Origin of the sequence: Dactylosporangium sp. NPDC049525 (assembly GCF_040676755.1) — a bacterium.
GTDB lineage: Bacteria > Actinomycetota > Actinomycetes > Mycobacteriales > Micromonosporaceae > Dactylosporangium.
On sequence record NZ_JBFAPO010000034.1, the window covers coordinates 59,303 to 85,057 of the forward strand.

Sequence of the window (25,755 nt, forward strand, 5' to 3'; positions counted from 1 at the left end):
ATTTCCATGTCTAGATGTTTTGCTCGCGATCAGCGAACTTTCCCGCGCCAGAGACTAAAGATTTAAGGTTCGCAGCCAGGTACGGCGGCCGCCCGCCCCCGTCGTTGCACGGACGGCCGCGGGCACTCAGCTGAAGTCGGGAACCGCGCCGCGGGAGGTGTCGGCGCGGCCCTTGGGCTCCTCCCAGTCCTCCTGCCGGCCGAGCGCGGTCAGGTCGAGGATCCCGTAGGAGCCGCCGACGTGTTCCGTGCCACGGGCGAACGTCGAGTACGTGTGGAAGACGTCGTCGCCGTCCCGCAGGAAGCAGCTCATCCCGGGCTGCTCGATCGGCTGGTCGTCGACGTTGAGGATCCACTCCATGCCGGCGGCACGCAGCTCGTCCGGCCCGCGGTAGTTGAACTCGATCGGCGCCACCGCCGCGTCGAGGGTCACGTGGAAGTCGTAGTTGAAGTCCGACCCGAACGACGAGTACAGCGGGATCGTCCAGCCCCGCTTCGCCCGGTACCGCTCCAGCGTCGCGATCGGCGCGCGCGCCACCACGGCGTACACCGTGCCACGCGCCCGCAGGTGCCGCATGAGCCCGTCGGACAGTTCGTCGACCGCGGCCGTGCAACTGCCGCAGCCGTCCTCCCACTCGGGGTTGAACATGAAGTGCTGGACGACCAGCTGCCGCTCGCCGTCGAACAGGTCCAGCAGGCTGACCTGCCCGTCCGGGCCGTCGAAGCGGTAGTCCTTGTCGACCCGCACCATCGGCAACTCGCGGCGGCGCGTGTTCAGCGCGTCCTTCGCCCGCACCGCCTCCTTCTCACTGCTCAGCAGCGCTTTGCGCGCCGCCACCCACGCGTCCCGCGTCACGACGTCCGGTCGATTGTTTTCACCCATACCGGTACGACGAACGGGCGCCCGCGAAATACACGGTCGGCAGCCCGAAAACTGCGAACAGGTCGGTGTCGAGGAAGCTGTGCAGCCCGGCGACCCGTCCGGCGCGGACCTCCACCACCTGCAGCGCCCACGGCAGGTGCCGGTCGCCGTGGCGGCGGTACTGCCCGAACGCGGCCGTCCCGTTCGCCTCCGTCGGCACCAGGATCGAGCCGGCGCACTCGGCACCCGGCCCGCGCAGGAACCATCCGATCTCCGCCGGCCCCCGCAACCATTGGGTGAACGGCGGCATCGACTGCACCGCGTCCTCGTGCAGCAGACCGACCAGCGCGTCGACGTCGTAGCGTTCGAAGGCCTCGACGTACCGCGACAGCAGCCGGCGGTCGTCGGCGCTGAGCTCCCCCTGCTGCCCGCCGCGCCCCTGCCGGGTGTCGAGCGTGGCCCGCGCCCGCAGGAGCATCGCGTTGGCCGCCCCGACGCTGACCCCGAGCAGCCCGGCCGTCTCCGCCGCCGACCAGGAGAGGACGTCGCGCAGGATCAGCACCGCCCGCTGGCGCACCGGCAGGTGCTGCAACGCCGCCACGAACGCCAGCCGGACCGTGTCCCGCGCCGCCACCACGTCACCCGGGTCCGTCGGCAGCGGCGTCAGCCAGAGCTGCTCCGGCGCCGTGCTCGTGCCGTCGAACATCGCGGCCGGCGACGCGGGACCGAGGTCCATCGGCACCGCCCGCCGGCGCCGCTCCCGCAGCAGGTCGACGCACACGTTGGTGGCGATCCGGTAGACCCAGGCCCGCGCCGACGAGCGCCCCTCGAACGTGTCGCCGCGCCGCCACGCCCGGACCATGGTCTCCTGCACGGCGTCGTCGGCCTCGAACACCGAGCCGAGCATCCGGTAGCAGTAGCCGACCAGCTCGCCCCGCATCGACGCCAGCTCATCGACGGCCAAGGTCATGCCCCGATGCTATCCACGCCGTCGCGGGCCCGCACACGGGCGAGGTGGCGGCTATGCTCCCGGGCCATGCGGGGGAGTGGATCAACGGCGCTGACCGTGGTCGTCTCGATCGTGCTGGCGGCTGGCACCTTGGCATGCTCGCTGGGCGACACCTTCACCAGCAACTGCACGTACGCGGGCGGGGACCAGTACGAGACCGGGGCGCTCGCCGGCGAGTACAGCGACCCGAAGACCGGCACCGTCACCCTCGCCGCCGACGGCACGTTCACCGCGAACGGGCTGCGGACCAAGGGCGCCACGGGCGAGGAGCCGCTCGGCGGGCACGGCACCTGGTCGCTGCGGGCCAGGCCGTCGCCCGCGGACACCGCCGAGGCGGGGATGCTCGTGCTCACCTTCCGCAACGACGACGGCACGACGAGGGACTGGACCCGGATCAACCCCGGCGGCTCGCGGGACGGCGTCGTGGACTACCTGTTCTACCTGTACGGCGACCTCGAATCGTGCGAGCTGCAGCAGATCCACCGGACCGGACCCCGGACGTCCGGTCTCACCCCCGGGTCACCGACGGCGAGCTGATCAACGGGTCCTGCGCGCCGGCCGCCGGGCGGCGGGCGCCGATGAGGGCGCCGAGGGCGAAGCCGGCGAAGACCAGGAACATCGGCGGCTCGAGCAGGATGTCGTCGCGCAGGACGAAGATCTCCCAGAAGTCCGGGTGGGGCAGGCCGAACGAGCTGTCGGTGAGCCACGCGAACAGCCACATCGGGCTGTACTCCCAGTGCCACGGGTTGTCCGGGGAAGGGATCGTGCCATACATGATGGTGGGGACCGCGGCGTCGAGGAACAGCAGCACGCCGGCCAGCCCGATGACCCAGGCGCGGCGGATCCTGTTGTGGCCGGCCGGGCGGGCGACGAACGCGAGCGTGGCGGCCAGGCCGGTGAAGAACAGCACCGTGGCCAGCGTGTGCCCGCCGTAGCTGTCGGCGTTGACGGTGCGCACCAGCACCACGCACATCGCGCAGCCCGGCACGGTCAGCACCGGGATGAGAGCGAGGGTCGGGGCGCGCCGGATGGTGAACCGGTGCCCGACGGCGACCATCACCAGCGCGCCGACCACGGACAGCGGCCCGAGCACGGCGCCGAGCAGCGCGACCGCCATCGTCACCAGCGGCATGAGCAGCACCAGCCGTGCGACCGCCGCCGTCTTCGCCGCCGCGGTGGCGAAGGAGAACGGGCGGACCGCCGGCCGCGTCGCGGCCAGGCTGGCGGCGAAGCGCAGCATCCGCCAGTGCCGGCGCCGCGCGGCGAGCGCGTGGACCTCCGCCGCCCACTCGAGGCGCATCTCCTCGCGCAGGTCCGCGGGCCAGCGCCGGGCGGCGATGGCCAGCAGCAGCCGCGCCAGCCGGGCGGTCACCACGCCGGCCTCGGGTCCGTCGCCGTGGCCGGGCCGCCGCCGAGCTGGGCGCGCAGCTCCGCCAGGGCCTGCCGGGCCTGCGTGGCGCCCTCGCCGGTCAGCCGGTACAGCCGGCGGGCGGGGCGGCCCGCCTCGGACGGGTCGATGCGCTCCCAGTGCCGCTCGACCCAGCCCGCGTCGGCGAGGCGGTGCAGGATCGGATAGAGCGTGCCGCTGGCCAGGCCGCAGTGCTGCATGAGCTCGAGGCCGTAGTGGTCGGCGTGCGGGTCGGCGAGCAGCGCCGCCAGCACCCGCGCCGTCGGCACGGTGATTCGCATGCGCGCACTATATCGTCGGTCTACATAGGGTGCCAACCGGCCCGGGCTCTGCGACACTCGCGGCCATGAACGCCGACGACGACCGCCTGCGCGCCGAAGACTTCGTCCCCGCGGCGGGCGGCGAGTGGTACGGGCTGCTGTTCGCCAACCCGGCCCTGCCGCCGCAGTTGACGTGGTCGTTCACGTTCCCGTTCGAGGACGTGGCGCGCGCCGACGACGCCCTCCTCTCGCTGACCGTCGAATGGCTGCCCGTGCCGGCGGCCGGCTGGCGCCACCTCGCCGGGCACCGCCTGACCTGCGCCGAGTTCGCCGAGCCGGCGGAGGCCAGCGTCTACCACTACCTCCACCACCGCTTCGACGCCGTCGACCTGCACCTCGTGGAGCAGCGGGAGCGGATGCTGCGGGCCGTCGCCACCGTCTCCGGCGACGTCGACGGCCTCGGCGTCGACCCCGTGCACGCCGACGCCTGGCTGACGTTCGCCGGCATCCTGGTGCAACTGCCCGGCGTGACCGACCCCGGCGTGGCGCTGGCCCGCCTCGGCGAGTTCACCGACCCGAGCGGGCTGATCTTCGACCCGGCCGGCGGCGGCGCGACCCTGCGCTTCACCGCGCGTCCGGACTGATCCCCGCCGAACGGTTACGCTGGCGGTCTCACAGAGGTGGGAGCTGATGTCGTCGACCTGGCCGACCGTGCGGCTGGACGCGATCCAGCGGCTGCGCGTGCTGAGCGCGACGCTGCGGGCGCCGCTCTACGCGGAGACCCGCTTCGCCGAGCCGCCCGACGACGTGTGGTCGGTCGCCGCTGACCTGCCGGCCTTCCTGCCCCGCTGGATCCGCACGATGCGCTCCTTCGACTACGTCGACGACGACATCGATGGCGCGGCGACGAGGCAGGCGGTCGCGGTGAGCCGGATCGGGCACCGCGCCGTGTTCGACGTGGCGCTGGAGCGGGGCTGGTGCCTGATGCAGAGCCGGAACGTGATCGGCGGGATGGCGGCGGTACCGGACGGCGACGGCACCCGGTTCGCCGTGTTGGGTGGCGTACGCGGGCGCCTCCCGCGCGTTCACGGGCTGGTGTTCGTGCCGTCGGCGCCGGGTCCGCCCGGCGCATGTTCGGCACCCTCGCCCAGCTCGTGCACGACCGCGCCGCCGGGCCCTCGCAAGCCGACTGAGCGCCCGGCGGGCGCGGGCCGACTGAACGCCCGGCAGGCGCGTGGTCAGGCAGGGAAGTGCGCCCGGATCCGCGCCGCGACCAGGTCCGGCCGCTCGTCCGGCAGGTGATGCCCGGCGCCCGGCACGACCTCGACGGTGAGGTCGTCGGCGTGCGCGGCGGCGTCGGACAGCAGCGCCGGCGCGATCACCCGGTCGCGGGCACCGGCCACGATCAGCGTCGGCACCCGCAGGCGCACCCCGTCGGACCGGCCGCGGTGCAGCGCCGCGATGTCGTTGACCACGAAACCCCAGTGCAGCGCCTGCCCGGCGTGCGCCGCCCCGGGCTCCCGGCCGGCGGCGACGAACTCGTCGAGCTCGCCCGCCCGCCAGGTGCCCGGATCGGCGACCCCGCGGCGTAGCAGGAACCGGGTGAACGCGGGCCAGTGCCGCAGCACCAGCCGCCCCAGCACCGGGTACTCGACGACCGCCGTGTACCAGAACCGCCACGCCTGGGTGAGCAGCGCCCGCTGCCGTGGCCACGGATGCATCATGTTCAACGCGATGAACCGGCTGAACCGCTCCGGCGCGCGCAGGCACGCGGCGAACCCGGCCCAGGCGCCCCAGTCGTGCCCGACGAGCCCGACGAGCCCGACCCGGTCGTGCCCGAGCGCGTCGAGCAGCGCCACGACATCGGCCGCCCGGTCGCCGGTGCGGTGCCCGTCCCGTGACGGCGCCGACCAGCCGAACCCGCGGAAGTCCGGGCAGATCAGCCGGTAGCCGGCCGGCAGCAGCGCGATGACGTGCCGCAGGTCGAGGACCCGCGCCACCGTCTTCTCGTCGAGCCCCTCGAGGTCGCGCAGCACCAGCATGGCGCGGTGCTCCGGGCTGAGCCGGCGCAGCGTGTCGCGGACGTCGCTGGCCAGCTGCGGATCGCCGCGCGCGGGCAACTCGCTCAGCTCGGCGGGCACGGCGTCCCCGCGGCGCCGGGCGACCCGCACCGCCTCACGCGCGCAGATGGTGCGTACCCAGCCGAACAGCGCCGCCGGCTCCTTGAGCTGCCCGATGCTGCGGAAGACGACAATCATCGACTTCTGCGCCGCGTCGGCCGCGTCCTGCAACGCGATCGGCGCGCACAACCGCCCGACATACGGGTCCAGGATCCGCAGCAGCGCGTCGATGGCCAGGGCGTCGCCACCCTGGGCCCGCCGCACCAGCGCGGCCAGCGTGCCGGGGTCGACCCCGCCGCCGTCCCCCGTCGACCTCATCCCCGATCACAGTAGTCAATGCCCCGCCGGCACCGCCGGACGGTCGCGATGCGTCACCATCCGGCCGGCTGCGGCCGCCGGGCCCGGACCCGTGCGTCTGCGGTCTGTGCCCGCACCTCGCCCGCTGAGGCATGATGGGCGGCGATGCGTACCACACGGCTCACCACCAGACGTTCCCGGCACGACCGCGTCTCGGCCTCGCTCGCCGGCCGCGACGACGACCAGCTGGCCGCGTTGCTGGATGCCGCACCCGGCGACGTCGTGGGTGTGGGCGGCGGCGCCACGGTCCTCGACGTCGACGGCGTGCCGGTGTTCGCCAAACGGATCCCGATCACCGACCGGGAGCTGGCCAGCCCGCACAGCACGGCGAACCTGTTCGACCTGCCGGTCTACTGCCAGTACGGCATGTACGCCCTCGGCGGCGCCGGCTTCGGTGCCTGGCGCGAGCTGGCCGCGAACACGATCGTCACCGAGGGCGTCCTCGCGGGCGAGACGGCGTCGTTTCCGTTGCTGTACCACTGGCGGGTGCTCCCGGGCCGCCCACCGGTCGCGTCCGAGCACCTCGACATCGACGCCGTCGTCGCCCAGTTCGGGGGCGCCCCGGCCGTGCGGACCCGCCTCGAGGGACTGGCCGCCGCGACCTCCTGCCTCGTGCTGTTCTTCGAGCACATCCGCCATCCGTTGCCCGACACGCTGACCGACCCCGTCGGCAGCGCCGAGACGATCGAGCGGCAGCTGTTCGAGATCGTGGCGTTCCTGCGCGACCGCGAGCTGCTGCACATGGACGGGCACTTCGGCAACATCCGCGCCGACGGCGACGGGATCTACCTCGTCGACTTCGGCCTGGCCACCTCACCCCGGTTCGACCTGTCGGCGGCCGAACGTGACTTCGTCGCGCACAACGCCGGCCACGACGCCGACTACGCGTCGATGCGGCTGGTCAACTGGCTGGTCACCAGCGCCTGCGGGGTGCCGGTCCCGGCCGGTGGCGGCCCGGTCGCCCGCAACGCGTACGTGCGCCGGTGTGCGAGCGGCAACATCCCGCGGGACGTGCCGGCGCCCGTGGCGGCAATCCTGGCCCGGCACGCGCCCGCGGCGGCCCGGATGAACGACTTCACCTGGCGCCTGTTCGACGGCGACATCCACGCGACGTACCCCGCCGCGTAGCCCACGCCCGTGGCGGCTCAGCGGGGCATGGCACGTTCGTGATGCTCGGCAAGGTCCAGGAGGCGCCGACGGCCGCTGCGTTGGACCATCACGAGCGCGGCCGGCAGGTAGCCCCCGAGCATCGTCGTGAGGATCGGGTGGTTCGTCGACAAGTACCGTGCGGTCAGCGCGTCCACGGCACCGGATTTACAGCAGGCCGCGGTCGTGGAGCAGGGTGAGGCGATCGGGGGGCAGGCAGGCGGGCAGGTTCCGTTCGAGGTCCGCCAGTTCCACGTCGACGGCGTAGACGACGAAGTCGTCGGTGGTCGGCAGCGACGCGGTCCAGTCGCGGGTGTTGAGGTCCGCGGCGACGGCGCAGAACAGTTCCCGGGCGCGTTGGCTCCCGCGCGGGCGGGGTACGCCCACGTCCTCGGCGTCGGTGAGGGCCAGTTCCTGCCCGAGCAGCCGGGCCGTGTCCGCCACCGCGTCGAGGTCGACCTGGGCCTCCGCGGCGAGGTCGGCGGGGTTCCAGACGGCGTCGCCGGATCCTTGCGTCAGCAGGGTCCTGCGGTGCGCGTCGAGGCCCACGTGCACCAGCACGTCGAGGGGGTTCGCGGACGCGTACGCCAGCGCGACGCAGTACGCGGCGCCGCCGCCGGCCAGCCCGGCGACGGTTGCCGGGATCGTCCTGACCAGTTCCCGATGGACCGCCAGGCAGGCCTCGTCGACGGTGAATGCGGGTGGCGGGCGTTCGTAGCGCAGGTCCGCGGCGTCACCGGAGTGGACCTCCAGGCGGCGCAGGCCGTCGGCGTCGTGCTCGGCGCTGATCGACGTGAAGGGCCTGACCGGCTCGAGCCGCCGTCCCGGGGTGCCCGTCGCGCTGCCGTGGTACACCCAGATCCAGGTCACGTGCGGGCCCGTGTACCGGTACGCCTCGTACCCGCCGCCGTGCCGGGCGACCGTGGTGGCGGAGCGGATCCGTCCCGCCTCGAACCGGTACCGGTGCAGGTAGATCGGCTTGCCGTCGGCGTAGAAGTGCGCCTGCTCCACGAGCCCGGCGCCGGCGTCATGGTCGCGGTAGGTCTCGTAGTACAGCCGGCCGTGCAGGAAGCCGCTGTACTCCAGGAACGCGACCGGCCGGTCGGCGGCGTCGAAGCCGATCCGGCAGTGGTCCCGGTCCAGTGGCGGGCGCTCGGCGAGCGGCCGCCCCGGTTTGCGCAGGTCCCGTTCGTAGTGCAACGGCCGGAGGTCGAACGCGTCGTGGCTGTACCAGTCCCAGCGGACCACGGCGTCGTGCGCGGCGGACCGGCGCGACGCGTACTCCTCGGCGAGGCCCTGGAACCGGGTGTCGAGGTCGGACACCTCCGTGCCGGCCGTGTACGAGACGCTGTCGAGCCCCTGTGCGAGCCAGTCGGCGCCTTCCGGGAGGAGGTCAGCCAGCGAGGTCCGGGCGTCACCGTCGAACCTGAAATCGCCGTGCGTCCCGAAGCAGCGGCGAGCGAGCATGTCGAGCAACGCCCGCTGGGCGGTGTCGAGCGGGCCCGCGGTTGGGAAGCCGTCCGGGAACGCCTTGCGGCGCAGCCGGATGCCCCATTCGTCGGCGTGGTAGATGACGCCGTTCGCGACGCCGAGCAGCGTGTCGAGGGCCGGGACCAGCTCCCTCAGGGGCACTCGGTCGACGGCGGCGGGCAGGATCCGGTACAGGTACAGCGGACCGTGGTGCGGTAGCAGCGTCTTGTACCAGTGGGTCGCGTCCGGTTCGGTCAGCGCGTCCAGCAGTGCCCGCGTGCCGGCGGCGCCGCCGGTGTGCACCGGTGAGAGCGCGGCGGCGGCTCGTACCAGCGGATCCGGATCCGAGGCGATGACCGGCGTCGTGTCGTAGCCCCAGTCCTGCAGGCTGACGACCACGACGGCCCTGGTGGGCACGTCGAGGGAGGCGAGTGCGTTGCCGCGCAGCCAGCCGGCGGCGTCGGGCCGGTGGTGGGCGAGTTCCGGGGCGTCGAGCAGGCAGGCGTGCAGCGCTTCGAGCGCCTTGGCCGCGACCGCCGGGTCGGTGTCGGTGCGCAGGGCGGCCGCGGCGTGGTACACCGACGGCCGCAGTGCCCGGCAGGCCGCGACGTCGGCGGCGCAGCCGGGCCGGCGCTCGTCCGGTTCGGCGGCGGCACCCATGACCGACGCCAGCCAGTCCAGCAGTCCGGCCCGCACCGGCACCGTGCCGGCGCGGGCACGAACGGGCGCCAGGGTGCGGGGGTCGCCGAGCGCGGCGACGGCGAACGTCACGGCCGGCGCCGTCGCGCTGCAGAGGCTGCGCTGATGGTGGATCAGCGTGTACAGGTCGGACAGCGCCCCGTCGCGACGGTCGGCGTCATCGTCCAGCAGCGCCGCGAGCACCTTAGGCGTCGACGGCCAGTCGGGCTCCGACGGGTCCGACTCTGGGTCCGAGTCGTAGCTGTGCGAAACCGTCGACCAGTCTGTCTGTGCCAGGACGTCCTCCGGTCGCATCGACGCAGCATAGAGCGGCCCGGGCGGGTGTGATCTACGCTACGGCCGTGTATGACGGGCTGGACGCGATCGACTGGGCCTCGATGCAGCACGCCTACGGGCCGGCCGTCGAGGTGCCCGACCTGTTGCGCGGACTGGTCGACGCGGATCCGGCGGTGCGCGAGGAGTCCCTCGACGCGATGTACCACGGCGTCCACCACCAGGGCGACGTCTACGACTGCACCCTGGCCGCGGTGCCGTTCCTGCTCGAGGCGCTCACCACGCCGGGACTTCCTGGGCGGGACGGGATCGCCGAACTCCTCGCCGGCATCGGCGCCGCCGAGAGCTGGCCGTTCGAGGACGGCGACGACGACGAGGACTTCCGTGCGATGGTCGCGCGGATCGGGCAGGCCCGGCGGCTGATCGCCGGCACCGACCTGCGAGGACTCGCCGCCGACCCCGACCCGCGGCTGCGGGCGGCCATGCCGCCGCTGCTGGCGATCGGCGGGGACGACGCGGGGACCGCCGAACTGTTCTTGCGCCGGTTCGGCGCGGAGACCGATGGCGACGTGCGCCGTGCGCTGCTGGACGGGCTCGGTCGGATCGCCGTCCGCACCGGCGACCGCGGCATCGTCGCGCACCTGCTCGGCGTCGCCGCCGCGGCACCGGAGGCGTCCGCCGCGGCCGCCGCACGCATCGCCGTGGCCCGCGTCGATCCCACCCTGGTGCCCGTCGACGGCGTCGCCGGGCTGCTGGAGCGGGCGTACGCCGAGGAGGCCGCGCCCGCCGAGCCGGCCGGGTTCACCACCAACACGCTGACCGGCACGGTCCGGGTGATGATGGAGCAGGCGAACGAGGGCCGCCGGGCACCGCACGCGGCCCGCCTGGTCGACCGGCTCACCGACGCCCTCGGCCCGCGCGTCGCCGAACGCACCGCGATCCTGCAGGAGCTGCTGCGCTCGCCGCACGCGGACGTGGCCGGCGACGCGCTGTTCGGCGCCGTCAAGCTCGTCGAGGGCTGGCGGGGCGAGCACGCCGGCCTGATCCGGCTGATCGGGGGGCGCCTCTCGCACCCGGACCCGCGGGTCGTCGGGAACGCCGCGGTCACGCTGCGGTACTGGGCGCCGTTGACCGCGGTGGTCGCCGAGCCCGTCGCGGCGGCGCTGGCCGCGCTGGACGCCCGGCCGTGGCGGGACGGACTGCCGGCGTGGACCGTCCCGTCCCGCTCGGATCCGCCCGGCCTGCACCCGGCCCTGGAGGTCCTGGCCCGGCTCGGCGACGAGCGGGCGCTGCCGTCGCTGCTCACCACGCTGGAGCTGGCCCGGCGTCCGCGTGACTCGGGATACCTGCTGGCCCGCTATCCGCAGCACGCCGAGCGGATCGTCGCCGCGATGCTGCCGGTCCTTCCCCCGCGCCCCGCAGCCGAACGTCGCGGCTTCCACGCCGCGCTCCAGGCATTCGGAGCCGCGGCGGCTGCGGCGGTACCGTGGCTGCTCGCGGCACCGCTCGACGACGACGCTGCCACGACGCTGGGTCGCATCGGCCCGGGCGCGGCCGAGGCTGTCCCGGCGCTGCGGGCCGCGACGACCGGCGACGACGCGCAACTCGCCGTGGCCGCCGCCGGGGCGTTGTGGCGGATCGAGGGTTCGCCGGACGTGCTGCCGCTGCTGGCCGCCCGCATCGATGGCGCCTACGGCGGGAGTGCCTTGAGGGAGATCGCCGGGCTGGGCTCCGCCGCCGCGGACGCCGCGCCGTACGTCGCGACGTTCCTGGACGCCCCGGACCGGGGCTGGTGGCTGCCGATGCGCGCGGCCGTCGCGCTGTGGCGGATGATCGGCGACGCCGAACGGACCGCGCCGGTGCTGACCGCCGCCTGGCACGGCAACCCGCACACCCGCAACGAGATCGCCGCCGCCGTCGCCGGCCCGCTCACCGCTGCTCTGGCACCGTTGCTGCGCGCCGAACTGGCGGACCCGCGCCGGCACGGCGCCCGGGAGACGGGCTGGTCCAGCGCCCAGGTGACCGACGACGAACGCCTGCTCGCCGCCTGCCGCACTGCACTCGACGGAGCTTCGGCGTGACGATCGAGGTCCGCGACTACGACCCGGGCTGGCCGGAGCTCGCCCGGCGGGCCGTCGAGGAGCTGACCGCGGCGTTGCCGGGGCGGCTCGCGGTGGTCGAGCACGTGGGGAGCACCGCGGTGCCGGGGCTGGCGGCGAAGCCGGTCATCGACCTGATGGCCGCGACACCCGCGCTCGACGTCGTGACCTCGGTCGAGGACGTGTTGGAGCGCCTCGGGTACCGGCGGGTCGAGACCGGCATGCGGGAGCGGCTGTTCTACCGGCGGGAGGGCGAGCCCGCGGCCTATCACCTGCACGTCGTCACGGCCGGGTCGTGGGACACCCGCAACGAGCGGCTCCTGCGCGACCACCTGCTGCGGCACCCGGCGGACCGCGACGCGTACGGCGCGCTGAAACGCGAGCTCGCCGCCGCCGGGCACGACGGTGACACGTACACCCGCGCCAAGACCGAACTCATCCAGCGCATGGTCGACGCGGCCCGGGCGGACCTGGGCCTGCCATGGGTCGACGTCTGGGAGGACTGAGCGGCCGGGACCGGGCTACGGGCGGGGGTAGGTCGCGTGGATGTCACCGTCGAACAGGCACCAGGTGAAGTCGTTCATCCTAGCCGCGGCGGGGGCGTGCCGGGCGAGGATTGCCGCCACGGGCGCCGGCATGTCTCGCGGGATGTCGCCGGCCGCGCAACTGCGCACGTACGCGTTGCGGGCGACCGGTCCGCCGATGGCCGGGACCGGCACCCCGCACACGCTGAGGGCGGCGGTCGCGGCCATCAGGTCGATGACCGGCTTCGCCGCCAGCCCCGGCACCGCGGTGCTCCCCACGTGCTCGACGACCCCGAGCCGCCCCGGCAACGCCGGGGTCAGCTCCTCGACGGCCCGGGTCGTAGTCGTGGACCTCGATCGTCATGCCGGGACTCCGCCGGTGCCGGCGAGTGCGGCGCGGCAGGCGGCGAGCAGGCGTTCGTCGTTGGTCACCTGATTGCTGGACCAGCCCCTGTCCCGGGCACCGTACCGGCGCGGGTCCACCGATTCGGCGCGCAGCAACGGCACCAGGGCAGCGGCGAGCGGGCCGGCGGTGAACGGGCCCGCAGGAGACGGACCGGCGACGGCGGCGACGATTGCGTTGCGGGTGTGCGGGTTGCCGTGCCAGGCGGCGGTCAGCACCGGCGCCGTCCGGTCCGCGTCGCCGATCATCCGCCACAGTGCGACGGCCGCGTGCATGGGCCGCCACCGGTCCCCGTCCGGGGCGCCCAGGACCGTCGCGACAATTGGTGCGGCGTCCGCGGCCGCAGCGCCGAGCTCGGCGATCGCTGCGAGGGCAGCCGTGCCCCACGGTCCGTCGATGTGCGCGGCCAGCAACGGCAGCACCGCCGGCGAGCCTTCGATCCGCCACAACGCGCCGGCCGCGGCCACGGCGAGTCTCGCGTCGTCGCCGGTCGCCGCGGCCCGCAGCGCCGGGACGGCCTCGGCAGCCGCGGGGCCGATGCGACCCAGCGTCGTGGCAGCGTCGTCGTCCAGCGGCGCCGCGAGCAGCCACGGTACCGCCGGAGCCGCTGTAACGCCGAATGCCTGGAGTGCGACGTGGATCCCGTGCCGTCCGGCCGCGCGGGGTGCGGACAGGACCGGCAGCATCGCCGCGACGATCCGCTCGGCGTGCCGCGGGTAGCGGGCCAGCAGGTACCCCGAGTCGGGCGGCCGCTGCCGCAGCTCCAGCGCGGTGAGCAGCAGCGGCAGCGCCCGCTCGTCGGCGAGCCGGGCGAGGACGTCCAGGGTCGGGTGCAGGCCGGGTGGCTCCGACCGGGACGGGACCGTCCACGCCGGCAGCCCGTCCCGCCACGGCAGGGCGTCCAGAGTGGACAGTGCCGCCGCGACGGGCTCGGCGACCACGGCGGTCAGCGGCGCCCAGCACCGCAGCGTGGCCGCGGTGTGGCCGACGACCCGCGGGTCCGGGTGCGAGAGGCGCCGCCCGATCGCGCGGATGACCTCGGCGTGCTCGCCCCGCCAGCGCTCGACGAGTTTGATGGCGCCCAGCAGCGCGTCGCCGGCCACGTCGGCGTGCGGCGAACGCAGCAGTTCCCGTAGGATCGCGACGCGGTCGGCGACGCGCGGGCCGAGTGCGTCGGTGAGCCCGTCGATCATGCGGGCCGCATGCGGTGCGCGGCGGGCTTCCGGGACCGCACTGGTCACTGTCTCCGTGGTGAATCCGGCGGGCTCGGCATACGCCCGCTCCAGCAGCCCGGCGGCACCGTCGAGGGGTACCCGGACGGGATCGGCGCGGGCGGCGGCGATGAGTGCGGCGGCCGCCACGGAGGGCTCCGGTGCCGCGGCGGCGACGCCGAGCAGGTGCGCGACGATGCCCGCGTCGCCGGTGCGGGCGGCGATCCGGCCGAGCCCGTCCAGCAGCGCCCGCCGCGCGTCGCCGTCGGTCTCCACGCCGAACCGGCTCGTGAACACCTCCGCGACCCGCGGATCGTCCTCGCGGATCGTCAGCAGCGGCGGCATGGCGGCCCGCAGCCAGGGGTCGGGGTCGGCGGCGAGGCCGAGCAGGTCGCCGCCGGCGATCAGCTGCCGCGCCTGCCCGATCCGCGCGACCGTCGCACCGAGGTCGTCATCGTCGCCGGCCACCTCGAACGGCCAGCTGCCGGCGGCGCCGATGCTCGCGAGGAGCTCGGCGATCCCGTCCCGGCCCGGAACCCCAGGTGTTCGCAGCACCTCCAGCAGGAACGGCACCGTGGCGAGCATGCGGTCGTCCAGGTCGCCCACGTTGCGCATCGCGTCCAGGGCCATCCCGCGCACCGCCGGGTCCGGGTCGATCAGCCCGCGCAGCAGGTCGGGCATCCCGGTGGCGGCGAAATCGAGGTCGTCGTACACGGCCGAAGCGTAGAACACCTGGTCCGGGGCGCCCTATGCTCCGCCGATGGCCGACCTCGTCCCCGAAGTCGTCGACTGGCTCACCAAGGACCAGTAGCGGTCAGCCGCCCTTCTCCCACACCGGCGCCGACGGGAAGCCGCGTTCGGCCCGCCCTTGCCGAGCCACCCGCAATGGCTGAGCGGCACTCAGCGTGGTAACAGCAACACTGCCGCATGATGGCGCGCATGCGAGCGGTCATGTTCCACGCATACGGTCCGCCCGAGGTCCTCGCCGTGGCGGAACTGCCGGCGCCGGTGCCGAAAGGTGACCAGGTCCTGGTTCGGGTGCACGCCACGACGGTCACGTCCGCGGAGTGCGGGATGCGCCGCGGCGAGCCACGATGGGGCCGGGTCATCCTCGGGCCACGCCGTCCCCGCAAGGGCATCCGCGTGCTGGGGCTGGAGTTCGCCGGTGAGGTCACCGCGGTCGGCCCGGCGGTGCGCCGCACGCAGGTCGGTGAGCGGGTCTTCGGGTTCACGGGCTTCGGCGTGGGCGCGAACGCCGAGTACAAGTGCCTCTCGGAGCGGGCGTCGTTCACCACGATCCCACCCGGTGTGAGCTACACGGACGCCGCGGCCAGCGTCGACGGGTACACCACCGCCTGGTATTTCCTGCACACCCTCGCCAACGTCCAGGCCGGGCAGCGGGTCCTGGTCATCGGCGGGTCCGGCAGCATCGGCACCTACGCCGTCCAGGTCGCCGCCCACGCGGGCGCGGAGGTCCACGCCGTCTGCAGCGGCCGCAACGCCAAGCTGGTGCAGGAGCTCGGCGCCGGCCGGGTCTTCGACTACACCGCCGAGGACTTCACCACCAGCGGCGAACGGTACGACGTCGTCTTCGACACCGTCAGCGGCAGCTCGTTCGCCCGGTCCCGGCCGGTGCTGACCCCGCGTGGCTGCTACCTGCCCACGACCGGCCTGGTGAACAACGTGCACGCGTGGCGGACCGCGGTCACCGGCGGTCCCCGGGTGCGCACCGGCATGTCGGTGCGCAAGCACGCGGCCCTCGCCGAGCTCCGCGAACTGCATGCGCAGCGACGGATCCGGGTCGTCATCGACCGCACGTACCCGCTGTCGGAGATCGTCGCGGCGCACCGCTACGTCGACAGTGGACGGAAGGTCGGCAACGTGGTCATCACCGTGGTCGGCGGCTGACCACCGGAACTCGCCCCCCGCCGGGCCGGACTGTGGGCCGGGCGGCGACGTATCATGGAGGGCAGTGCTGGTTCGCTCCTGCCACCGCAGGGGCGTCGTAAGAGGGAACCCGGTGGGAATCCGGGGCTGCCCCGCAGCGGTGAGTGGGAACGACCGCCGTCATGAGCACTGGGTCCGTGAGGGCCTGGGAAGCGACGGCCAGTAGGAGACCGGTGACGGTCGTGCCCGCGAGTCCGAAGACCTGCCCGCACCGCGTGCGCGACCCCGCGCACGCCGCCGACGGCTGCGCGGGCTGGCCAGGGCGACCCGGTGGTGCCCGGCGCCCGTCGCCGCAACCCCGTGGGCCGCCGTGCTGTGCCTTCCCGGGTGGTCGTCGACCACCTCGAGGGAAGGGACACCGGCGTGACGACGACGCCATTCGGCCTGAGCACTGTGCTCGGCTATCCCCGCATCGGCCCGGACCGGGAGCTCAAACGCGCCCTGGAGTCCTACTGGGCCGGCCGGATCGACGCGACCGCCCTGCAGCGCGTGGGCGCGCAGCTGCGCGCCGGCGTGTGGCGGGACCTGCGCCACACCGGCGTGGACGCGATCCCGTCGAACACGTTCTCGTTCTACGATCACATGCTCGATGCCGCGGTCGCCGTCGACGCGGTCCCGGACCGGTTCCGGCGCCTCGGCCTCGGCGACCTCGACACGTACTTCGCGATGGCCCGCGGCACCGCCGCCGAGCCGGCGCTGGAGCTGACGAAGTGGTTCGCCACCAACTATCACTACCTGGTCCCGGAGATCGGCCCGGACACGGTCTTCGTCGCCCGGCCCGGCAAGCCGGTCGCCGAGTTCACCGAGAGCCGAGAGCTGGGCATGACGACCCGGCCGGTGCTGGTGGGGCCGGCAACGTTCCTGCTGCTGTCCAAGGCCGCGGCCGGCGCCCCGGAAGGGTTCCGGCCGTTCGACCGCCTGGACGACCTCGTCACCGTGTACGGGGAGCTGCTCGCCGAGCTCGCCGACGCCGGAGTGGTGTGGGTGCAGCTGGACGAGCCGGCGTACACCGCGGACCGCACCGCCGCCGAGATCGACGCGTTGCGGGCCGCGTACGCCCGGCTCGGCGCGCTGCGGCAGCGCCCGCGCCTGTTCGTCGCATCGTACTTCGGGGACCTGGGCGACGCGCTGCCGGCGCTGCTGGCGACGCCCGTGGAGGCGATCGGCATCGACCTGGTCGCGGGGCCCGGCAACGTCAACCGGCTCGCCGGCTGCGGGCCGATCCCCGGCCGCACGATCGTCGCCGGGCTCGTCGACGGGCACAACATCTGGCGCACCGACCTGCGTGCCGCCGCCGCCCGCGCCGCGGTCCTCACCGGCATCGCCGACGACGTCGTGGTGTCCACGTCGTGCTCGCTGCTGCACGTGCCGGTCGACCTCGACGCCGAGGCGGACCTCGACCCGCAGCTGCGGGCGCGGCTGGCGTTCGCCCGGCAGAAGGCCGGCGAGGTCGTCCAGCTCGGCCGGGCGCTGCGCGACGGCGTCGCGGTCCTGCCCGAGCCGCCGGCGGCGCCGCCCGCGGCGTGGCGCGACGACGAGGTCCGTTCCCGCCTGGCGCGGCTGCCGGTCGCCCGGCGCGGCGCGTACGAGGACCGGGCGAAGGCGCAGCAGGAACGGCTCGGGCTGCCGCCGCTGCCGACCACGACGATCGGGTCGTTCCCGCAGACCGACCAGTTGCGCAAGGCCCGGGCCGCGCTGCGCGCCGGAACGCTCGACGCCGGCGGCTACGCCGAGCGGATGCGGGCCGAGATCGCCGACGTCATCGCGCTGCAGGAACGCCTCGGCCTGGACGTGCTCGTGCACGGCGAACCGGAGCGCAACGACATGGTCCAGTACTTCGGCGAGCAGCTCGCCGGGTTCGCCGCCACCGCCAGCGGCTGGGTGCAGTCGTACGGTTCCCGGTGCGTGCGGCCGCCGATCATCTACGGCGACGTCAGCCGCCCCGCGCCGATGACGGTCGGCTGGGCCACCTACGCCCAGTCGCTGACCGGCCGCCCGGTGAAGGGCATGCTCACCGGGCCGGTCACGATCCTCGCCTGGTCGTTCGTGCGCACCGACCAGCCCCTGGCCGACACCGCCAACCAGGTCGCGCTCGCCCTGCGCGACGAGACGGCCGACCTGGAGGCGGCCGGGATCCGGATCATCCAGGTCGACGAACCGGCGCTGCGGGAGCTGCTGCCGCTGCGCCGGGCCGAGCAGGGGGCGTACCTGGACTGGGCGGTGACCGCGTTCCGGATCGCGACCGGCGGGGTCGCCGACGACACCCAGATCCACACCCACCTGTGCTACTCGGAGTTCGGCGAGGTGCTGCCCGCGATCGACGCCCTCGACGCCGACGTGACCAGCATCGAGGCGTCCCGGTCGAAGCTGGAGATCCTCACCGACCTGCGCACCGCCGGCTACGGGCGCGGCATCGGGCCCGGCGTGTACGACATCCACTCGCCGCGCGTACCGGAGCAGACCGAGATCACCGAGGCGTTGCGGCACGCCGTCGCGGCCGTGCCCGCGGACCGGCTGTGGGTGAACCCTGACTGCGGGCTCAAGACCCGGGGCTACCCCGAGGTCGAAGAGGCCCTCGCGCGGCTCGTCGCCGCCGCGGCCGAGGTCCGCACAGAGCTAAGCAGAATTTAAAGAAAAAAGTGTAATCGAGTGGCTCGGAACGGCGCACCAGGTGCGTTGTTCCGGGCCTATTCGAAATCTTCCTTTATGTCTTGAATCAAGTATCGCAACCGAACCATACTTGCCTGCGCAACGAGCCCAGACATTGCAGCGCACGGCAAGACAAAGGACCGGAATGCGTACTGACCCACCAGACACCACCGCGGCACCGCGGCGCACGAGCCGGCGGGGGAGGGTGGCCGTCGGGGCCGCCGTCGCCCTCGCGCTCGGCGCCACCGGCACCTACATCGCCACCGCCAGCGCCGACGAGGTCGCCGCCCCAGCCACCCGACTGGAAGCGGAGTCGTTCTCGGCGCAGTCCGGCGCGAAGACGGAGAACACCGCCGACGCCGGCGGCGGCAAGAACGTCGGCTGGCTCGCCAACGGCGACTGGCTGCAGTTCGACAACGTGACCGTCGGCGGCGCCGACCTCGCCGTCCGCGTCGCGGCGCAGAACAAGGCCGGCGGCTCGATCGAGCTGCACCTCGGCTCGCCGACCGGCAGCCTGCTGGCGACGTTCCCCGTCGCGTACACCGGCGGCTGGCAGAAGTGGACGACCGTCAGCGCCAAGGCCGCGAGCGTCCCCACCGGCCGCCAGACGGTCGTCGCGGTGATGAAGAGCGGCCAGGCCGCCGATTTCGTCAACATCAACTGGCTGACCCTCGGCCCGTCGTCGCGCCCACCGGCGACCGCGACCGTCGCACCCCCGGCCAGCAGCGCCGCTCCCACCACGGCCCCGCCGCCGACCAGCAGCGCCGGCGCCGGCTGGGTGGACGTCGACCAGGCCGCCTGGCAGCAGGAGCTCGCCGCGTTCAACGCGATCAAGCAGCTGCCGATCCCGGCCGGCACGACCCGGGTCGCCGAGTTCCACACCGACTGCGCGGTCTCGAACGAGGCCAAGGACGACCCGATCGTCCTGCCCGGCCTCACCGGCGCCTCGCACATGCACACGTTCTTCGGCCCGACCGTCGACGCCAACACCAAGCCCGCCGACCTGTTCAACCGGGCCACGAACTGCAACGCGCCCGGTGACAACAGCGCCTACTGGGTGCCGCAGCTGACCCGCAACGGGCAGCCGGTGAAGATGAAGAGCTTCCGCGTCTACTACGGTTCCCGGCTGCCCGACCCGTCGGCGACGGTGCCGTTCCCGCCGGGGCTGGTCATGGTCCACGGCGACGCGAAACGCCAGGTCGCCACGCCGAAGGGCGCCAACGGGCAGTTCTGGTGCGCCGGCAGCGCCGAGACCGGGCGCAGCGCCGACGGCAACTGGCCGGTGTGCGCGCCCGGCGGCAACCTCATCTTCCAGCTGACGTTCCAGGACTGCTGGGACGGCAAGCACATCGACTCGCCCGACCACAAGTCGCACATGGGCGGGGCGCAGGGCGGCAAGTGCACGGGTCAGTACCCGGTCGCCATCCCGAACCTGTCGTTCATGGTCAACTACGAGTCGCTCGGCGGCGACGGCCTGGCGCTGTCCTCCGGCATGGCCTCCTCCATGCACGGCGACTTCGTCAACGCCTGGAAACCGGCCAACCTCGGCCCCCTGGTGAAGATCTGTCTCAACGCGAAAGCGAAGTGCGGCATCGAGCCGAAGTTCGCCGGCGGCTGACCCGGCCCGTCCCCGAACACACCCGCGGCCCCGCCATTCCGGCGGGGCCAAAGGCGTTTCCGGGTAAGCATTCCGACGATTCCGGCGGTGACCGATAACGCTTTTTGGGAAACCGTCGGCATGCTCACAACCAGTGCCGTGGGACGGGCGGGATTCGTACATTCAAACACCGTGAGAATCGTCGCGGCGGCCAGCCTGATCGTCGTCACCGCACTGTGGGCGGCCGGCCTCGACACAGGCCCGGCGGGCATCGCCGCGGCCGGCCGGCTGGCCGCGCTCTGGTCGGCGGACCTGCTGCTGCTCCAGATCGTGCTGATGGCCCGGATCCCGTGGCTGGAGCGGACCTACGGCCGCGACACCGTGGCCCGCTGGCACCGGGTGACCGGCCACGCCTCGATCCAGCTGCTGCTCGCGCACGTCGTCCTTGCCCTCGTCGCCTCCACCCGCAACGCCGCCACCGGCCCGGCCCGGCACCTGTGGACGCTGCTCACCGGGCACAGCATGATCCTGGCGGTGCTCGCCCTCGCCGCGCTGCTGCTGGTCGTGGTGACGTCGGTCCGTTCGGTACGGCGGCGGCTGCGCTACGAGTCCTGGCACCTGCTGCACCTCTACGCCTACCTCGGCGTCGCGCTCGCCCTGCCGCACGAACTGGTGCTCGGCAGCGACTTCCGGTCACCGGCGGCGCGGGCGTACTGGTGGAGCGCCTACCTCGCGGCCGCCGGCGCCACCGTGGTGTTCCGGCTCGGCCTGCCGATCTGGCGCACGCTGCGGCACCGCCTCGCCGTCGACCGCGTCGTCACCGAGGCACCCGGCCTGGTCTCGGTGTACCTGACGGGCCGGCGGCTCGACCGGCTCGACGCGCGGGCCGGGCAGTACTTCGTGTGGCGGTTCCTGGACGGCCCCGGCGCCCTGCGCGGCAACCCGTTCTCGCTGTCCGGGCCGCCGCGCGCCGACCGGCTGCGGATCACCGTGAAGACCGTCGGCGACGGCACCGCCCGGGTCGCGGCCCTGCGCACCGGCACCAGGGTGCTCATCGAGGGGCCGTACGGGCGGATGACCGCGGACACGTACTCCGGCGGCCCGGTCACCATGCTCGCCTGCGGCGTGGGCGTGACCCCGCTGCTGGCGCTGCTGTGGGACCTGCCCTACGGGCACGCCAAGGCCACCCTCGTCTACCGCACCCGCCACCCGGACGAGGTCGCGTTCCTGCCCGAGCTGGAGTGGCTCGCCCGGCAGCGCGGCGTCCGGCTCGTCCCGCTGGTCGGCCCGCGCGCCGCACCCGGCTCCTGGCTGCCGGTCGGCTACGCCGACTACACCGACACCGAGGCGCTGCGGTCCCTGGCCCCCGACATCGCCGAGCACGACGTCTACGTGTGCGGCCCCGACGCCTGGACGCAGGCCGTGCTCCGGGCCGCCCGGCAGATCGGGGTGCCACCCACGCGTCTGCACCTGGAGCGGTTCGCCTGGTGAAACGGGCGCGTCGCCCAGCGGCAACATTGGCGATCGACTATGACTGCCGCTACTGTGCAGGGGAGTGGACGCGTGCCAACGGGGAGGACGCATGGGCCGCATCGGCTTCGGGGTGCTCATGTTCCCGATCCACCGCCCCACCCACAACCCGACCCTGCAGCTCGAAGGCGACCTTGAGCTCGCGGTCCTGTGCGACCGGCTCGGCTTCGACGAGTTCTGGTTCGGCGAGCACCACTCCGGCGGCTGGCAGATCATCGGCGCGCCCGAGCTGATGATCGCGGCCGCGGCCCAGCGCACCGGCCGCATCCGCCTCGGCACCGGCGTGAGCACCTTGTCGTACCACCACCCGCTGACCCCGCTCGACCGGATCATCCAGCTCGACCACCTCACCCGCGGCCGGCTGATCTTCGGCGTCGGCGCGGGCGCCCTGGCCCTCGACGCCACCATGATCGGCCACGATCCGATGCAGGCGCGGCGGATGATGGAGGAGTCCCTCGAGGCGATGACCGCGCTGCTCCGCTTCGACGGGCCGGTCAGCCGCACGACCGACTGGTTCGAGCTGCGCGACGGTTACCTGCACCTGGCGCCCCACCAGGAACGCCTCGACATCCGCGTCGCCGTGTTCCGGTCGCCGTCGGGTCCGCGCCTCGCCGGCCGGTTCGGCGCGGGCATGCTGTCCTTCGGTGCGTCCGCCGCGATCGGCCTCGGCTCGGAGAACCCGATGACCACCGCGTGGGAGATCGCCAGCGAGCGGGCCGCGGCGTTCGGCCAGGTCGTCGACCGGCGCCGGTGGTCGGTGATGAGCCCGATGCACCTGGCCGAGACCGAGGAGCAGGCGCGCCGCGAGGTGCGGTGGGGGCTGCCGGCCTACATCGGCTACATCCGGCAGATCCTGCCGATGAACGTGCCCGTCGACCTCGACGACACCGACGCCGTCGTCGACGTGCTGCACACCGTGGGGCACGCCGTCGTCGGCACCCCGGAGATGGCGATCGAGCACATCGAGCGGCTGCAGCGCATCAGCGGCGGCTTCGGCACGTTCGTGATCGAGCACGCCGACCTCGCCGACCCGGAGGCGACCCGCCGCTCCTACGAGCTGTTCGCCCGGCGGGTGATGCCGCACTTCACCGGCGCGCTGCGGCCACGGCTCGCGGCGCACGAGCGGGAGCTGGCGCACGACGGGCTGACCCGGCGCACCATGGCCGCCGCGCAGGCCAAGGCGGGCGTGGAGCACTCCCGCGAACGCGCCGCGCTGCGCATCCCCCGGCAGCGGCTGCCACACCACGACGCGCCGCCCACCGAGCACCGCGCGGACCAGGCATGAGCCCCGGAAGGTTGGTACGTCGATGACCAGTGCGGCCCTCGCCCAGGTGTTCCTCAGCCTCGCCGTCGTCGTCGGGCTCGCCCGCATCGGCGCCGCGCTGTTCGAACGGTTCGGCCAGCCGGGCGTCGTCGGCGAGATCGTCGCCGGCATCGCCGCCGGGCCGTCGCTGCTCGGCGCCGTCGCGCCCGGCGTCATGGACACGCTCATCCCGAAGTCGGTGCTGCCGTCGCTGCAGGTCGTCGCGCAGCTCGGCCTCATCGTGTTCATGCTCGTCGTCGGCGCCGAGGTGGAGACGATCCTCGCCGGGCGCAACGCGCGCCTCATCGCCGCCGTCGCCGTCAGCGCGTCCGCGGTGCCGTTCGGGCTCGGGGTGCTGCTTGCCCTGGGTATCTGGCCGCTGTACCGCACGCCGCCCGGCCTGCCGGCGTTCCTGCTGTTCATCGGCACCGCCCTCGCCGTGACCGCGTTCCCGGTGCTGGCCCGCATCGTGCGCGACCGCGGCCTCGCCGGGACCACGATGGGCACGGTCGCCCTGGCCTGCGCGGCGTTCATCGACCTCGCCGCGTGGAGCGTGCTGTCGGTCGTCGTGTCGATCGCCGGGAAGGGCGGCCACGGCTGGACCCCACTGCCGCTCGCCCTCGCCTTCATCCTGGTGATGATGTTCGTGGTCCGCCCGCTGCTGGCCCGGGCGCAGCGCAGCGGGCGGCTCGACCGCATCTCGCCGCAGGCGATCCTTGTCCTGGTGCTGGTCGGCGCGGCGCTGAGCGCCTGGTACACCGAGACCATCGGGCTGCACAGCATCTTCGGGCCGTTCGTGCTCGGGCTCGCCCTGCCCCGCCACAAGCCCACCATCGAGCTCATCACGACCCGGCTCGCCGACACCAGCAGCGCCCTGCTGCTGCCCGCGTTCTTCGTCATCGCCGGGATGGCCGTCGACGTGCCCGGCCTCGACCCGGTCGACCTGCTGGTGCTGCTCGGCACCGTCGCCGTCGCGGTCGCCGGCAAGGTCCTGGCGACCGCGCTGCCGGCCCGGCTGTGCGGGATGGGGCCGCGCGACGCGTGGACGCTCGGGGTGCTGCTCAACACCCGCGGCCTCACCGAGCTCGTCGTGCTCAGCGTCGGGCTGTCCCTCGGGCTGCTGCACCCGCACCTCTACACCATCCTCGTCGTCACGGCCGTGCTCACCACCGTGGCGACCGGCCCGCTGCTGGCCGTGCTCGGCAACCGCGGGGCGGCGACCTCTCTCCGAGAGGACGTTCATGAAGACGCACGTTGAGGTGATGGTGCTGGGCAGCGGCATCGGCGGCAGCACCGTCGCGGCCATCCTGGCCCGGCTCGGGGTCTCCGTCGGCATCGTCGACGCGGCCCGGCACCCGCGGTTCGCGCTGGGGGAGTCCACGATCGGGGAGACGTCGTTCCTGCTGCGGCTGCTCGCCGCGCGGTACGACGTGCCGGAGCTCGCCCAGGTGTCCACCAGCGGCGGCATCCGCGAACACGCCAGCCACCGGTGCGGGATCAAGACGAACTTCGGCTTCGTCTACCACCGCCCCGACGTCGAGCACGACCCGTACGAGGTCACCCAGTGCTCGGTGTCCGAAGGACCGTTCGGCCCCGAATCACATCTCATGCGCGCCGACATCGACAAGTACCTGTTCGAGGCGTCGGTGCGCTACGGCGCGACGGCCCGCGAGGGCGTGCGGGTCCGCGCGATCGACTTCACCGACGACGGCGCCACCGTCGAGCTCGACAGCGACGAGGTCTTCACCGCCGACTACGTCATCGACGCGACCGGCCGCACCTCGGTCCTCGCCGACAAATTCGGGCTGCGCGACGAGCCGTGCCGGTTCAAGACCGACTCCCGCACCATCTTCACCCACATGCGCGGCGTCGTGCCCTACGACGCGGTCGAGGAGTCCAGCGGCCAGCCGAACCTGTGGCACCAGGGCACCCTGCACCACCTCTTCGACGGCGGCTGGCTGTGGGTCATCCCGTTCGACAACCACGAGGCGTCGGAGTCCGACCTCGTCAGCGTCGGGCTCAGCCTGGACACCAGGCGCTTCCCGAAGCAGGACGGCGTCACCCCCGAGCAGGAGTGGGCAGGCTTCCTGTCCCGCTACCCGGCGGTCGCGCGCCAGTTCGCCGGCGCCACCTCCGCGTTCCGCTGGATCTCCACCGGCCGCACCCAGTTCTCCTCGAAGCGCACCGTCGGCGACCGGTGGGTGCTGATGAGCCACGCCGCCGGCGCGATCGACGCGCTCTTCAGCCGCGGCATGGCCAACACGATGGCGGTCATCGAGGCGTTCGTGCCCAGGTTCCTGGCCGCCCGCAAGGACCGCGACTTCAGCGCCGCCCGCTTCGACTACCTGGAAACACTCAACCAGCGGATCCTTTCGAACAACGACAAGCTCATCGCCGGCTCCTACATCGCCTTCCGCGACTTCGACCTGTGGCGGGCCTGGTCGAAGATGTGGTACCTGGCCTGGAACCTCGGCGTCATCCGCATCGCCGGCACCTACTACCGCTACCTGGAGACCGGCGACGACGGGCTCTTCGACCGGCTGCACGCGGGCCCGCTGCCCGGCTCGTTCTGCCCGGACCTGCCCGCGGCGCAGGTCCAGTTCGACGCCTGCTTCGACGTGATGGAGCAGGTCGAGCGCGGCGAGCTCGACCCGGCCGATGCGGTGACGAAGCTGGCGTACCTGCTCGGTGACGGCGAGGCGTCACCGGAGCCGCTGAACCTGCACGACGTGCTGCGCCGCTGGCACGACGGCTCGATGGAGACGCAGCGGCTCATCCACCAGTGGGGCCGCACCGTCGGCCCGCAGCCGCTGCGGCAGTACTTCGAATACGACCGGGCCATCATCCCCGTCGCCGCGCGGCAGGTCCTCACCGCGTGACGGTCAGCGG

21 protein-coding genes, 1 pseudogene and 1 riboswitch are annotated in these 25,755 nt (G+C 73.5%); of the genes and pseudogenes, 13 read left to right on the forward strand and 9 right to left on the reverse strand.

Annotation, left to right across the window (positions count from 1 at the left end; all coding sequences use genetic code 11):
- Window positions 1-126: 126 nt before the first annotated feature.
- Window positions 127-882 (reverse strand): DUF899 domain-containing protein, encoded by a 756-nt coding sequence (locus AB0K00_RS36430; protein WP_363530292.1) that lies wholly within the window; start codon window positions 880-882, stop codon window positions 127-129.
- Complete coding sequence (locus AB0K00_RS36435) at window positions 875-1,831, reverse strand: sigma-70 family RNA polymerase sigma factor (protein ID WP_363530295.1); 957 nt, start codon at window positions 1,829-1,831, stop codon at window positions 875-877. The genes AB0K00_RS36430 and AB0K00_RS36435 overlap by 8 nt, the downstream gene beginning before the upstream one ends.
- Before the next feature lie 66 nt (window positions 1,832-1,897).
- On the opposite strand from AB0K00_RS36435, the gene AB0K00_RS36440 reads away from it, so the two are divergent.
- Window positions 1,898-2,407, forward strand: coding sequence for a hypothetical protein (locus AB0K00_RS36440; RefSeq protein ID WP_363530298.1), 510 nt, complete (start codon window positions 1,898-1,900; stop codon window positions 2,405-2,407).
- On the opposite strand, the gene AB0K00_RS36445 is transcribed toward AB0K00_RS36440, so the two are convergent.
- Both AB0K00_RS36445 and AB0K00_RS36450 read right to left on the reverse strand, forming a co-directional pair.
- On the reverse strand, window positions 2,379-3,245 hold the full coding sequence (locus AB0K00_RS36445) for a hypothetical protein (RefSeq protein ID WP_363530301.1): 867 nt from the start codon (window positions 3,243-3,245) through the stop codon (window positions 2,379-2,381). The genes AB0K00_RS36440 and AB0K00_RS36445 overlap by 29 nt on opposite strands.
- Window positions 3,239-3,559, reverse strand: coding sequence for a PadR family transcriptional regulator (locus AB0K00_RS36450; protein WP_363530304.1), 321 nt, complete (start codon window positions 3,557-3,559; stop codon window positions 3,239-3,241). Before AB0K00_RS36450 ends, AB0K00_RS36445 begins: the two co-directional genes overlap by 7 nt.
- 65 nt (window positions 3,560-3,624) lie before the next feature.
- Here AB0K00_RS36450 and AB0K00_RS36455 point away from each other — a divergent pair, with 65 nt between their 5' ends.
- Together AB0K00_RS36455 and AB0K00_RS36460 are read left to right on the forward strand one after the other, a co-directional pair.
- The gene (locus tag AB0K00_RS36455) at window positions 3,625-4,182 is read left to right on the forward strand and encodes a hypothetical protein (RefSeq protein ID WP_363530307.1); all 558 of its coding nucleotides are present in this window, start codon (window positions 3,625-3,627) and stop codon (window positions 4,180-4,182) included.
- A gap of 46 nt (window positions 4,183-4,228) precedes the next feature.
- Window positions 4,229-4,840 (forward strand): hypothetical protein, encoded by a 612-nt coding sequence (locus AB0K00_RS36460; RefSeq protein WP_363530310.1) that lies wholly within the window; start codon window positions 4,229-4,231, stop codon window positions 4,838-4,840.
- Here the strand turns inward: AB0K00_RS36460 and AB0K00_RS36465 are convergent.
- Window positions 4,777-5,976, reverse strand: coding sequence for an alpha/beta fold hydrolase (locus tag AB0K00_RS36465; RefSeq protein WP_363530313.1), 1,200 nt, complete (start codon window positions 5,974-5,976; stop codon window positions 4,777-4,779). The two genes, AB0K00_RS36460 and AB0K00_RS36465, sit on opposite strands and share 64 nt — an antisense overlap.
- 144 nt (window positions 5,977-6,120) lie before the next feature.
- Here AB0K00_RS36465 and AB0K00_RS36470 point away from each other — a divergent pair, with 144 nt between their 5' ends.
- Window positions 6,121-7,143, forward strand: a complete 1,023-nt coding sequence (locus AB0K00_RS36470; protein WP_363530316.1) for a serine/threonine protein phosphatase — start codon at window positions 6,121-6,123, stop codon at window positions 7,141-7,143.
- Window positions 7,144-7,160: 17 nt separating this feature from the next.
- Here the strand turns inward: AB0K00_RS36470 and AB0K00_RS36475 are convergent, their stop codons facing one another.
- Together AB0K00_RS36475 and AB0K00_RS36480 are read right to left on the reverse strand one after the other, a co-directional pair.
- Window positions 7,161-7,319: a hypothetical protein gene (locus AB0K00_RS36475; protein WP_363530319.1), complete on the reverse strand. Its 159-nt coding sequence runs from the start codon at window positions 7,317-7,319 to the stop codon at window positions 7,161-7,163.
- A gap of 10 nt (window positions 7,320-7,329) precedes the next feature.
- Entirely contained in the window at window positions 7,330-9,624 is a 2,295-nt protein-coding gene (locus AB0K00_RS36480; protein WP_363530321.1) for a hypothetical protein, read from the reverse strand.
- A gap of 47 nt (window positions 9,625-9,671) precedes the next feature.
- Here AB0K00_RS36480 and AB0K00_RS36485 point away from each other — a divergent pair, with 47 nt between their 5' ends.
- On the forward strand, window positions 9,672-11,684 hold the full coding sequence (locus AB0K00_RS36485) for a hypothetical protein (RefSeq protein ID WP_363530324.1): 2,013 nt from the start codon (window positions 9,672-9,674) through the stop codon (window positions 11,682-11,684).
- Entirely contained in the window at window positions 11,681-12,208 is a 528-nt protein-coding gene (locus AB0K00_RS36490; RefSeq protein ID WP_363530327.1) for a GrpB family protein, read from the forward strand. Before AB0K00_RS36485 ends, AB0K00_RS36490 begins: the two co-directional genes overlap by 4 nt.
- Window positions 12,209-12,223: 15 nt before the next feature.
- Here AB0K00_RS36490 and AB0K00_RS36495 read toward each other — a convergent pair.
- Both AB0K00_RS36495 and AB0K00_RS36500 read right to left on the reverse strand, forming a co-directional pair.
- Window positions 12,224-12,550: pseudogene (locus AB0K00_RS36495) on the reverse strand (GrpB family protein); the annotation flags it as partial.
- A 36-nt stretch (window positions 12,551-12,586) separates the two neighbouring features.
- Window positions 12,587-14,554 (reverse strand): hypothetical protein, encoded by a 1,968-nt coding sequence (locus tag AB0K00_RS36500; protein ID WP_363530330.1) that lies wholly within the window; start codon window positions 14,552-14,554, stop codon window positions 12,587-12,589.
- A gap of 225 nt (window positions 14,555-14,779) precedes the next feature.
- On the opposite strand from AB0K00_RS36500, the gene AB0K00_RS36505 reads away from it, so the two are divergent.
- The 7 genes from AB0K00_RS36505 (at window position 14,780) to AB0K00_RS36535 (ending at window position 25,745) form a co-directional block, all read left to right on the forward strand.
- On the forward strand, window positions 14,780-15,748 hold the full coding sequence (locus AB0K00_RS36505; RefSeq protein WP_363530333.1) for an NAD(P)-dependent alcohol dehydrogenase: 969 nt from the start codon (window positions 14,780-14,782) through the stop codon (window positions 15,746-15,748).
- Window positions 15,749-15,799: 51 nt separating this feature from the next.
- Window positions 15,800-16,012: riboswitch (cobalamin riboswitch) on the forward strand.
- A 138-nt stretch (window positions 16,013-16,150) separates the two neighbouring features.
- Window positions 16,151-18,418, forward strand: a complete 2,268-nt coding sequence (gene metE, locus AB0K00_RS36510) for a 5-methyltetrahydropteroyltriglutamate--homocysteine S-methyltransferase (RefSeq protein WP_363530336.1) — start codon at window positions 16,151-16,153, stop codon at window positions 18,416-18,418.
- 163 nt (window positions 18,419-18,581) lie between these two features.
- Window positions 18,582-20,054, forward strand: coding sequence for a DUF1996 domain-containing protein (locus AB0K00_RS36515; protein ID WP_363530339.1), 1,473 nt, complete (start codon window positions 18,582-18,584; stop codon window positions 20,052-20,054).
- Window positions 20,055-20,225: 171 nt separating this feature from the next.
- Window positions 20,226-21,524, forward strand: coding sequence for a ferric reductase-like transmembrane domain-containing protein (locus AB0K00_RS36520; protein ID WP_363530342.1), 1,299 nt, complete (start codon window positions 20,226-20,228; stop codon window positions 21,522-21,524).
- A 91-nt stretch (window positions 21,525-21,615) separates the two neighbouring features.
- Window positions 21,616-22,848, forward strand: a complete 1,233-nt coding sequence (locus tag AB0K00_RS36525) for an LLM class flavin-dependent oxidoreductase (protein ID WP_363530345.1) — start codon at window positions 21,616-21,618, stop codon at window positions 22,846-22,848.
- Between the two features lie 22 nt (window positions 22,849-22,870).
- Window positions 22,871-24,124, forward strand: a complete 1,254-nt coding sequence (locus tag AB0K00_RS36530; RefSeq protein WP_363530348.1) for a cation:proton antiporter — start codon at window positions 22,871-22,873, stop codon at window positions 24,122-24,124.
- Window positions 24,108-25,745 carry a tryptophan 7-halogenase gene (locus tag AB0K00_RS36535; protein ID WP_363530351.1) on the forward strand — a complete coding sequence of 546 codons (1,638 nt, stop codon included), beginning with the start codon at window positions 24,108-24,110 and terminating at the stop codon, window positions 25,743-25,745. The genes AB0K00_RS36530 and AB0K00_RS36535 overlap by 17 nt, the downstream gene beginning before the upstream one ends.
- Window positions 25,746-25,755: the final 10 nt, after the last annotated feature.

Bases quoted from the DNA above. Each gene is read 5' to 3' on its own strand.
- AB0K00_RS36450 (WP_363530304.1), bottom strand. From the start codon at position 3,559: ATGCGAATCACCGTGCCGACGGCGCGGGTGCTGGCGGCGCTGCTCGCC.
- AB0K00_RS36470 (WP_363530316.1), top strand. From the start codon at position 6,121: ATGCGTACCACACGGCTCACCACCAGACGTTCCCGGCACGACCGCGTC.
- AB0K00_RS36430 (WP_363530292.1), bottom strand. From the start codon at position 882: ATGGGTGAAAACAATCGACCGGACGTCGTGACGCGGGACGCGTGGGTG.
- AB0K00_RS36460 (WP_363530310.1), top strand. From the start codon at position 4,229: ATGTCGTCGACCTGGCCGACCGTGCGGCTGGACGCGATCCAGCGGCTG.
- AB0K00_RS36525 (WP_363530345.1), top strand. From the start codon at position 21,616: ATGGGCCGCATCGGCTTCGGGGTGCTCATGTTCCCGATCCACCGCCCC.
- AB0K00_RS36465 (WP_363530313.1), bottom strand. From the start codon at position 5,976: ATGAGGTCGACGGGGGACGGCGGCGGGGTCGACCCCGGCACGCTGGCC.
- AB0K00_RS36535 (WP_363530351.1), top strand. From the start codon at position 24,108: ATGAAGACGCACGTTGAGGTGATGGTGCTGGGCAGCGGCATCGGCGGC.
- AB0K00_RS36480 (WP_363530321.1), bottom strand. From the start codon at position 9,624: ATGCGACCGGAGGACGTCCTGGCACAGACAGACTGGTCGACGGTTTCG.
- AB0K00_RS36505 (WP_363530333.1), top strand. From the start codon at position 14,780: ATGCGAGCGGTCATGTTCCACGCATACGGTCCGCCCGAGGTCCTCGCC.
- AB0K00_RS36530 (WP_363530348.1), top strand. From the start codon at position 22,871: ATGACCAGTGCGGCCCTCGCCCAGGTGTTCCTCAGCCTCGCCGTCGTC.
- AB0K00_RS36435 (WP_363530295.1), bottom strand. From the start codon at position 1,831: ATGACCTTGGCCGTCGATGAGCTGGCGTCGATGCGGGGCGAGCTGGTC.
- AB0K00_RS36455 (WP_363530307.1), top strand. From the start codon at position 3,625: ATGAACGCCGACGACGACCGCCTGCGCGCCGAAGACTTCGTCCCCGCG.
- AB0K00_RS36440 (WP_363530298.1), top strand. From the start codon at position 1,898: ATGCGGGGGAGTGGATCAACGGCGCTGACCGTGGTCGTCTCGATCGTG.
- AB0K00_RS36515 (WP_363530339.1), top strand. From the start codon at position 18,582: ATGCGTACTGACCCACCAGACACCACCGCGGCACCGCGGCGCACGAGC.